Annotated in this window: 9 protein-coding genes; 7 read left to right on the top strand and 2 right to left on the bottom strand. The window is 56.3% G+C overall.

From position 1 onward, the window contains the following. The 7 genes from K7A42_RS08060 to K7A42_RS08030 all read left to right on the top strand — a co-directional run. Window positions 1–420: DUF4143 domain-containing protein (locus K7A42_RS08060; RefSeq protein WP_282455051.1), on the top strand; the 420-nt coding region annotated here is incomplete at its 5' end. A 175-nt stretch (window positions 421–595) separates the two neighbouring features. Then, window positions 596–1,855 carry an ABC transporter substrate-binding protein gene (locus K7A42_RS08055; protein WP_022557163.1) on the top strand — a complete coding sequence of 420 codons (1,260 nt, stop codon included), beginning with the start codon at window positions 596–598 and terminating at the stop codon, window positions 1,853–1,855. Window positions 1,856–1,914: 59 nt separating this feature from the next. After that, window positions 1,915–2,784 (top strand): carbohydrate ABC transporter permease, encoded by an 870-nt coding sequence (locus K7A42_RS08050; protein ID WP_111814765.1) that lies wholly within the window; start codon window positions 1,915–1,917, stop codon window positions 2,782–2,784. Then, window positions 2,774–3,583: a carbohydrate ABC transporter permease gene (locus K7A42_RS08045; protein WP_282455050.1), complete on the top strand. Its 810-nt coding sequence runs from the start codon at window positions 2,774–2,776 to the stop codon at window positions 3,581–3,583. Before K7A42_RS08050 ends, K7A42_RS08045 begins: the two co-directional genes overlap by 11 nt. 13 nt (window positions 3,584–3,596) lie before the next feature. Then, window positions 3,597–4,346: a glycerophosphodiester phosphodiesterase family protein gene (locus K7A42_RS08040; RefSeq protein WP_111814763.1), complete on the top strand. Its 750-nt coding sequence runs from the start codon at window positions 3,597–3,599 to the stop codon at window positions 4,344–4,346. Continuing rightward, window positions 4,343–5,407: an ABC transporter ATP-binding protein gene (locus tag K7A42_RS08035; RefSeq protein ID WP_282455049.1), complete on the top strand. Its 1,065-nt coding sequence runs from the start codon at window positions 4,343–4,345 to the stop codon at window positions 5,405–5,407. Before K7A42_RS08040 ends, K7A42_RS08035 begins: the two co-directional genes overlap by 4 nt. A 20-nt stretch (window positions 5,408–5,427) precedes the next feature. Further along, window positions 5,428–6,285 (top strand): MurR/RpiR family transcriptional regulator, encoded by an 858-nt coding sequence (locus K7A42_RS08030; RefSeq protein ID WP_322784256.1) that lies wholly within the window; start codon window positions 5,428–5,430, stop codon window positions 6,283–6,285. 43 nt (window positions 6,286–6,328) lie between these two features. Here K7A42_RS08030 and K7A42_RS08025 read toward each other — a convergent pair whose 3' ends face one another. Beyond that, a complete protein-coding gene (locus tag K7A42_RS08025; protein ID WP_282455047.1) occupies window positions 6,329–8,572 on the bottom strand; it encodes a methyl-accepting chemotaxis protein in 2,244 nt (747 codons plus the stop codon). A gap of 286 nt (window positions 8,573–8,858) precedes the next feature. After that, window positions 8,859–9,254: a DUF1236 domain-containing protein gene (locus tag K7A42_RS08020; RefSeq protein WP_045535278.1), complete on the bottom strand. Its 396-nt coding sequence runs from the start codon at window positions 9,252–9,254 to the stop codon at window positions 8,859–8,861. Window positions 9,255–9,647 lie beyond the last annotated feature (393 nt).

The following is a 9,647-nucleotide window of genomic DNA, read 5'->3' as shown; positions in this document are numbered from 1 at the left end:
GTTAAGACACCAAAGCTCCTGTTTCTCGATAGCGGGCTCTTAGCTTCGTTTGTCGGAATGACGATCGATCGAATTTCAAGTGACCGAGGACTATTTGGTTCATTGCTGGAAACGTTTGTCGCTGGCGAAATCCTCCGGCTTTCGACCTGGAGCGAAGTCCAACCAACCTGCCATCACTATCGGGATAAGGATCAGGACGAAGTAGATATCCTTCTCGAAGACGAAGCTGGCAATATGGTTGGACTTGAAGTCAAGGCCGCGGCAACGGTGACCGCAGCAGATTTCAAAGGCTTACGCAAAGTAGCCGTGGCCACCGGACGCAACTTTAAGGCAGGCTGGGTGCTGTACGACGGCGACAAGATCCTGCCATTTGGTGATAATCTTGCGGCGATACCGCTATCTTGTCTCTGGGGCGATTAAAGTAAGGGCAGGATTTAAGTTCGATTCCCTTCCAGGCGAACACACCGGGCATCGCAGTTGCAAGGCCACGAGCCTTTCCAACCCAGTCATCAAAACGTCGCAAGACCTTCAAGAAAGTGTCTTCTGCAATTGCTAGACAGCCGCCATTGCAATTGTTTTTGCACAGGAGATACGGATGTTACAGAAATTGCAGACCGCCCTTGCGGCTAGCATCGTTTCACTCGCCGCTGGCGTTTCGTCGGCTGATGCCGCCACAACCGTGAAGTTCTGGCACAGCTTCAACAAATCCAACGGCGAAACGCTCGACAAGATCATCGCAGGTTTTGAAGCCGCCAACCCCGGGATCGATATCGAGGCCGAGTATGTCGGCAGCTACAACGACATCATCGCCAAGCTGCAGGCAGCCATTCCCGCACGCCGCGCACCGGATGCAGTTATCCTTGAAGTCACACGCTATGGTCTGTTCGCAAACAACAACCTGCTGACTGATCTTACGTCATATTTCGATGCCGACCCGTTAAAGGAATACCTCTACGACTATGCCCGCGAAGTCGGCGTGATCAACGGTAGGAATTTCGTTGTGCCGTTCAACTCGTCTACTCCGGTTCTGTATTTCAACAAGGACATATTCGCCCGGGCGGGTCTTCCGGCTGATACGCCTCTCAAAACATTCGAAGATATCTCCACTGCAGCCAGAACCATCACCGAGAAGCTTGGCGCCCAGGGCATCTCCGGTATCGCAGCGCCGGGCCAGTTCGCGCGGTGGGGTCTGGTCATGGCCAATGATAGCGAGCTGGTCGATCCAGCGACCGGTGAAATCCTTCTGGACAAGCCAAACACGATTGAAGCCTATCAGTGGATGGCATCGCTTGTGAAGGACAGCAAGGTCGCATCACCGGACGGTGTGACCGAGGAAGACAACGGCCGAGACGCCTTTCTCGCCGGGAAGGTCGGGATCATGATGAACTCGACTGGCAATTACGTCGGATCAAAAAGGGCACTGGGAGACGATCTGGTTGTGCGGCCGATGCCATGCAACAAGACGTGTTCCGTTCCGATCGGCGGTGCTGGAATCGGCATCATGTCGACGTCGCAGAAGGATGTGCAGGACGCTGCTTACAAATTTATAAGCTATGCTGCGTCGCCCGAAGCAAACGCAACCTGGTTTGCCGGAACAGGCTATTTGCCGATCAACAAGAAGAGCGCGGATCTTCCGGTCGCCAGGGAAGCTCTCGCAACGCAGCCTGGCATCGATGTTGCAATCGAATCTCTGCCTGTCGCCCACGGCCGTGCCCGCACGACGGTCGTCACCTGGATGCGCACCACCGAATACAAGATGTGGGAGGCGATGGCGCTCGGTCAGCGCGATGTGGACGCGACCATGAAGGACTTTGCTGCGCAGGCGCGCGCCGAAGAAAAGCGCCTCAGCAACTGATCTTCTCGTAAAAAAGGGCACCGACGGACGTCCCGAGCGTCTGTGGGTGCGGTCATGACATGCTTCGCAAGCTCACACCTTATCTCTTCGTCGCGCCGCTGATGATCTTCATCGCGCTGTTCACCTATATTCCCATCCTGGCAAGCCTCAATCTGAGTTTCCGCGAATGGAATTTCCTGTCTCCGAGCATGCCCTTTGTCGGGTTTCGCAATTACGAGCAGTTGCTGGCCTCGCGCGAACTCTGGAATTCCCTCTGGGTGACGGCGCTGTTTGCAGTACTATCCGTGCCGCTGAGGCTCGGGCTGGCACTGATTGTCGCTGCCCATCTCGTTCGAGAGTCCATGCACGTGCGTCTGCTGCGGGGAGCTCTGTTTCTACCCTCGGTGACGTCCACTGTCTCTATCGCTGTCGTATTCTCCTGGGTCTTCTCGACCGATTACGGCATGGTCAATGCATTGCTCGGCATCTTTGGTCTGGGCAAGGTTCAGTGGCTGCAGAACCCTCATCTGGCGCTCTGGGTACTGATCTTTGTCAATACATGGAAGCAGATTGGCTATGACATCGTCATTTACATCGCCGGCCTGCAGGCGATTCCGCACGAACTGTATGACGCAGCCGCCGTCGACGGTGGCAAGCGTCTGCATGTGTTCCGCCGTATTACCATGCCCCTGGTCATGCCGACCACCTATTTCCTTTTGGTGATTTCAGTCATCGAGGCCTTCCAGGTCTTCACGATCGTCAACGTGATGACGAAGGGCGGTCCTGCTGGCGCAACCGACATGCTCGTCAACCTCCTCTATGAGATCGGGTTCGTGCTTTTTGATATCGGGCGTGGGTCGGCGCTCGCGGTGTTGCTGTTCATTCTGCTGGTTGGGCTCGCGATTTTGAAGTCGCGCATCATTGGTCGGAAGGTGCATTATGAAGCCTGAGAACCCACTTGTCGCCGGACTGGCTCTGGTGGCTGGCCTGCTGTTCCTCTCACCGGTGCTCTATTCCATCTGGATGTCTTTCCAGACGGCAGATGCCTACTATGCGGGCGATATTGCATTTACCCTCGACAACTATGCGCGCGCGGTCGGGCAATACAACTTCGCGCGTTATCTGCTGAACAGTCTCATCGTTGCGGGGCTGGTGACGTTGCTCGGCATCACCTTTGCTACCATGGCGGCCTACGCTTTCGCGCGATATTCCTTCAGGGGCGGTGACTTTCTGTTCGCAGCAACTGTCGCAACGCTCATGATCCCGAGCCACATCAGCCTTATTCCGAATTACCTGACATTGGCCAAGGCTGGTCTGCTGGACAGTTATGCCGGCCTGATCCTTCCTGCCATATCGAATGGCTTCGCGGCCTTCTTCTTGCGGCAATACTTTCGGGGCATCCCGAAAGCGCTTGATGAAGCTGCGTACATGGATGGAGCAACGTCGCTCCAGGTGCTATGGCGCATCATCGTGCCGTTGTCGCGCCCCGCGATTGCGTCCATGTCGCTCTATATCTTCATGACGGAATGGAACAATTATATCTGGCCGCTGGTCGCCGTCGGCAAGCAGGACCTGTATACGCTCCAAATAGGGCTTGCGCGCCTCTATCGTATCAACCCCGGGGAGGGACTGATCGACTGGCCACTCGTCATGGCTGCTTCCACGATAACCATTCTTCCCGTTCTCCTAGGCTTCCTTCTGGTGGAGCGCCATCTTGTGCGCGGCATCACCATGGGCGCCGTCAAGTAATCCAGGATAGACCATGACACGTATTGCATCCCACCGCGGCGGAACGCTTGAGTTCGGTGACAGCACGCCGGCAGGCTTTACCGCGACCGCCACAATGGCGCTCGAAGAAGTCGAGTTCGACGTCCATCCGACTGCGGACGGCGCTATTGTCGTTCATCACGACGCCACGCTCGATGCCACAACTGACACCACGGGTGCGCTGGTCGACATGGCACTCAAGGAGGTAAAGGCCGCAACGATTCGTTACAGCGCTGGTGGCCACCCGATGACGCTGGAGGAACTGTGCGCGATATATGCGAAGAGCGCTGTGGATTTCCGCTGCGAAATCAAGCCTGACGCCCAGGGCATTGCCTATGATGGTTTCGTTGAACAGGTCGTCGCAACACTTGATCGCCGTTCGATGCTTCAGCGCACGACCTTTTCTTCCTTTCTCATACCCTGCCTTGACGAACTCGAGAATGTCAGTACCAGACCTCGGCTATGGCTCGTCAGTCCACCTGTCTTGAGACAGTTAGGTCCAGCCATCGTGATAAAGACAGCCATCAACCACAGGATCCCCGAGATTGGTGTTCACATCGACACCGCCGATCAGGAGCTGATGACCAATGTGCAGAGCGCCGGGCTTCAGTTCGGGTGCTGGGCGGCTCATACGCGCGCGCAGATAAGCAAAGCCCTCGAACTCGGAGTGAAGGTCTTTACGACAGACCGGCCCACGCTTGCAATTGCACTGCGCGCAGAACGTCGTGGAGACCTGGCGTCATGAGCAGCATCTCCTTGCGCGACATCCGAAAAGCCTACGTCAACGGACCTCAAGTTCTTCACGGGGTGTCGCTCGACATCGAGCCGGGAGAGTTCGTGGTCATTGTCGGTCCGTCCGGTTGCGGAAAGTCCACACTGCTGCGCCTGATCGCAGGTCTGGATAAATGTGAAGAAGGTACGATCGAGATCGGCGGAAAGCGCGCCAACGATCTTCCCCCACAAGATCGCGACATCGCGATGATTTTCCAGAACTATGCGCTCTATCCGCACATGACGGTCCGCGACAACATCGCGTTCGGCCTGGAGCTGCGCGGGATGAGCAAAACAGAGCGTAATGAGAGAGCAGAAAGGGTCGCCAGAACCCTTCAGCTGCATGCTTATCTGGATCGTAAGCCCGCCGCGTTGTCGGGAGGTCAACGCCAGCGTGTCGCCATGGGCCGAGCGATGGCGCGTAATGCCGCAATCTTCCTGATGGATGAGCCGCTTTCCAATCTCGACAATTCCCTTCGTATCTCAATGCGCACGGAGATCAAGGAGCTTCATCGGCAATTGGGCGCAACGATGGTTTACGTCACCCATGATCAGACTGAGGCGCTCTCGCTTGCCGATCGTATCGCCGTCATGAGGGACGGGCATCTATTGCAATTCGATCGCCCCGAGGTGATCTACGACCGTCCCTCGAACCGTTTCGTAGCCAGTTTTCTCGGAAGTCCCCCGATGAACTTCCTCGCATCCAACAGCCTTCCAGGCTGGACGGGAGCAGGGAAAGTGACTGTGGGACTGCGGCCTGACTTGCTCACCGTCCACCATGAAAAGCCCAACCAACCAGCTCTTCCTGGACGCCTCCTGCTCTCCGAAATGACAGGATCAGACATGCTCCTCCATTGTGAGACTCCAGCGGGCCGCCTGACCGTTTCCGCCCCCCGCAAGACGGTGGCAAGGGAGACTGAGCAGCTTTGGATCGGCTTCGATCTTGACCGTGCTCTGTTCTTTGATCCTCAAAACGGCGACCGCATCGATTTGCCTGCCAGTGGCCACACGGAAGGGCGAGGGGCGGCGAGTTGATGAACAAACAAGATGCGCCATTGGCACTCAGCGATCTTATCAATCGCTATTCGACGAAGCTGACAGAGGCCGACACGCGCCTTCTTGACGTTCTGTTACAAGATCCGATCCGTGCGGCCATGGAAAACGGAAAGGATGTTTCTTCTCGCGCGGGCGTTCATCCAGCATCGGCCGTGAGGCTGGCCCGTCGCCTGGGGTTCAAAGGCTATCCCGAGTTCAGAAGTTTCCTGCAGTCCAGTTTAACGGAGGGGGAGGGAGACTTCGAAAGCCCTGCAGCGCGCATGGCTGCGCGGCTGGTGCGGGCCGAAGACAACGGCCTGCTCGCGTCGGTCCTGGACAGCGAGATAACGGCTCTTCAACAGGTCCGCCACGCCGTATCCGACGCGGATATTCGCGCGTTTTCCGCAATCCTGCGCGACAGTCGCCGGATTTTGGTCTTCGGATGCGGACATTTTGCGGCGCTCTCATCGCTTGTTGCGCTTCGCCTCAATCGTTCCGGCTACGAAGCGATCGATCTGGCGAGCCGGATGCACCAGCTTGCGGAAGTGCTGGCAGCACTGACCGCGGAAGATGTCGTTTGGTTTCTCGCCTTCCGTCGGACACCTCCGCTTATCCAGGAAGTACGCGAGATTGCAAAGCGGCGAGGGGCAAAAACGCTGGCTGTGACGGACGTCGGGGGCACGAGGATCGATCCTGCTCCCTGTCATCAAATACTGGTGTCACGAGGTAACCCAGGTGAATCGCAGTCGCTTGTTGTGCCTATGACGATTGCCAATGCGATTATCCTCGATCTGGCGTCCATCGACAACGGGCGGTCGTTGCAGTCGCTGAGCGAGTTCAGATCTTTCCGCGCATCGTCACGTCTGACTGCCGGGTGAGAGTGCACCTCGGCAGAGGAGATCATGCGATGCTGGGGGTTCCCTAGAATTCGTCCCAGGTGTTATTCGCAAGTGCAGCACCGCCGTAACCAGCAGAGACCACTGCGGTGTTCCGCGACCGCCTCGTCAGCGGTCCGGAGCCAGATGCTGCTGCCATGGCAGAGGCCATGTGATGAAGTCCCGCCGCCTCGTGCGACGCAGCAATGCTACCTCGACGTAACTGGAATTGACTGATCAACTCACGCAAACGGGCAGCTTCTGCGGCAAGAGTTGCGCCAGCAGCATTGGCCTCCTCCACCATGGCTGCGTTTTGCTGGGTGACCTGGTCCATCTGATTGACAGCAGTATTGACTTCGGACAGGCCGACCGATTGTTCGCGGGAGGACGTGGCAATGGAGTCCATGTGCTGGTTGATCGTGACAATGTAATCCTCGATCGTTTTGAGAACCTCGCCGGTTTCGCTGACCAGCCTGACGCCGTTGTCGACCTCATGCGTGGACTTGCTGATCAGGCTTTTGATTTCTTTCGCTGCATTGGCAGAACGCTGGGCAAGTTCCCGAACTTCCTGGGCGACCACTGCAAAGCCTTTTCCCGCTTCACCCGCGCGCGCGGCTTCAACGCCTGCGTTGAGCGCGAGCAGATTGGTCTGAAAGGCGATATCATCAATGACGCCAATGATGTTGGAAATCTGGCCTGAAGATTGTTCTATCCGCTCCATTGCTTCAACAGCCTTGGCCACCACGGTCCCCGACTGGCGGGCACTGTCGTTTGCCTGAATTGCGATATTTCGTGCTTCTTCTGCGCGCTTGTAGGAGTTGGTGACATTCACCGTAATCTGGTCAAGGGCGGCCGCAGTCTCCTCGAGAGACGCCGCTTGTTGCTCGGTGCGCCTCGACAAGTCGTCGGCACTCTGGCTGATCTCACGCGAGCCGCTGTCAATAGACACTGCGGCTTGCGAAACTGATCCGAGTGTCCCTTGCAACTGTTCGACAGCTGCATTGAAGTCTGCTCGCAAGCTTTCGAAATCCGGTGCGAAGCTGTGCTCAAGAGTGACCGTCAAATCGCCTGAGGCGAGACGCTTAAGCCCTGCAGCAAGCCCATTTGTGGCCTCTGCCATCGCCTCTGAACGGACACGTTCCTGCTCGGCAATTTGGCGCCGTTGCTCCTCGGTCATTTGCCGCTGTTCATCCGCCTGATTTTCGAGTTCCCTTGTCTTCAAGGCGTTGTCCTTGAAGACCCGCACGGCGCGTGCCATCGCACCGGTCTCGTCAGAGCGATCCTCACCGTCTATATCCGTTGAAAGATCACCGGATGCGAGCCTGGTCATCGTGCCCGTCAGGCGGCCGATTGCATTGCCGAGAGATTTAGCGAACAGAAAAAAGGCAGTAAGAGCTAATAGTGAGGTCAGGAGAGTGACAGCGATCATGGTCCAAAGCGATGAACGGGCCTCCGCCAAAAGCGTAGTCGCATCCGTACCGATCTCGAAGACGCCTATTTTATCGCCAGCGAAGGACGTGAACGGAACCGCTTTGATCAGCATATCGCGGTTATCGAGCACAGTTTGTTCAAAAACAGACGCGCCATCGAATGCTGACCGAAGTATCTCGTCCGACAGGAAGGGCTTGCCTCCATCTGTCGAGGACTGATTAACCAGTTTTCCGTCCTGGACGACGTTCACGGAGATCTCAGCGCCAATGCGCTCTGCGATAGGTGTAAAATAGGCGTTGGATAGTTCCGTGCCGATGTCTACCACCCCGACGACCTTTCCATCGGCCAAGACAGGCGCGACGGCATAAACGCCAATTCCGGTTCGGCCCGGTTCTATTCCTGCCGCCACTTTTCCCGTTGTGACCGCCGCGCCGACTGTCTTGCGGCGAGCCAGATAGTTGTCGCCGAATTTCTCAGGCGCGTGCACGCGGGCGATTACATTTCCGTTTGCATCCGCTACGGTAAAATTCTGCAACCCGCCCTGTTGTGCCACGGCCTTGATGTTTGACGAGAATTTATCGAGAAGTTTCTGGCGATCATTATTCTGGATGTAGCCGGCAATATCCGGTTCTCCGGCGAGCGTCAGTGCCAGAGCCGATGCGGAGCGCTGTATTGCTGCCATATCTGTCTGAATAACATGGAGGTCGCTTTCTGCCTTGCTGTGAAGAGCTTGCGAATTCATCTCATTTTGACGATACCATGCCAATCCGCCGATTGCCGCGCTCGCAAAAAGCACGGACGCAAAGCCGTAAGCTGTTATTCTGATCCAGATCGGTTTTTTAACGGTAATGACGGACACTTAGATTTCCCCTGGCGTGATTGCTACCCCGCGGCGATCGTTATTTAGTAAAACCTAAAATTTGATGAAAATTATTTGTGAATACATCAGTATTTACAGTTCGTTAAACTGCGCACTCAAGGTCGGTTTCGATAAAACTTGACGAATGTGGATATGTCGATGACAGAGCGCTTTCGCGGAGATTCAGCCTTGATGATAAGACGAAAAACGAAGAGATGCCGCAGCTTAAGAGGACTTAAATACCTATAAAAGGCCTGCCGGGAAGACAACCCGGCAGGCAATGCCATCAGTTGATAACCTGCACGACTTTGCGCGTGGTCGGTTCAACGATTACTCGCTGCTTGTTGACGATGGCATAAGAATATTTCGGTTCGTCCGGAACCTGATGAACGACCACAGTCGAAGGAAGCGGCTCGCCGACAACGACCTTTTCCTTCACGACAACTGTCTCGGCCGGCATCGGAGCCTCCCGAACATAAGTAACGACGCGCGGTGGCGGCGGATCGATAGCTGTGCCTGCGACGGCGCCCGCGACGCCACCAACAGCTGCGCCGACCGGGCCGCCTACGATTGCCCCGGTAATCGCGCCGCCGGCTGCGCCGGTCACAGTCGATTCCTGAGCCTGAGCTCCGCCGGCGACCAGTATTGCGAACGTCAGGAAAGAAAGCTGTTTCATCTGCATAGGTGTTCCTCCTTCGGGCAGAATTTCCACAGCCAAACAATATTTTTCGATCTGCATCCGTTCCGGGCATAGGACTTTGTGCCCTACACGGCGCCGCGCTAGCGACGGGCGTTGCGGCCAAAGTCCGATGACGATGGGACTTAGTACCCGGACGGGGAACGCTTTCCACCCAATTTGCTTGAGGCTCCACCTGCGACCGCAGGTAAAGAGCAACACTTGCCAAGGTGAAAAGATATGAAAACCCGAGTCCTCGCAATGACGGCTGCAATGATCGTTATGGGCACGTCGAGCGTTCTGCACGCGCAGACCGTCGTGATCAGCCCGGAACAGGAAGTTGTGATCCAGAAATACGTGACTGCGCACACGGTCACCTCAGTGGATGTGCCAAATGTC

The sequence above is a fragment of the Agrobacterium sp. InxBP2 genome (assembly GCF_026191755.1).
Classification (GTDB): Bacteria; Pseudomonadota; Alphaproteobacteria; order Rhizobiales; family Rhizobiaceae; genus Agrobacterium; species Agrobacterium pusense.
This window is presented reverse-complemented; position numbering and strand designations above follow the sequence as displayed.

Excerpts from the sequence above, each read along its gene's own strand:
- K7A42_RS08040 (WP_111814763.1), top strand. The coding sequence starts at position 3,597 with ATGACACGTATTGCATCCCACCGCGGCGGAACGCTTGAGTTCGGTGAC.
- K7A42_RS08045 (WP_282455050.1), top strand. The coding sequence starts at position 2,774 with ATGAAGCCTGAGAACCCACTTGTCGCCGGACTGGCTCTGGTGGCTGGC.
- K7A42_RS08035 (WP_282455049.1), top strand. The coding sequence starts at position 4,343 with ATGAGCAGCATCTCCTTGCGCGACATCCGAAAAGCCTACGTCAACGGA.
- K7A42_RS08055 (WP_022557163.1), top strand. The coding sequence starts at position 596 with ATGTTACAGAAATTGCAGACCGCCCTTGCGGCTAGCATCGTTTCACTC.
- K7A42_RS08020 (WP_045535278.1), bottom strand. The coding sequence starts at position 9,254 with ATGCAGATGAAACAGCTTTCTTTCCTGACGTTCGCAATACTGGTCGCC.
- K7A42_RS08050 (WP_111814765.1), top strand. The coding sequence starts at position 1,915 with ATGCTTCGCAAGCTCACACCTTATCTCTTCGTCGCGCCGCTGATGATC.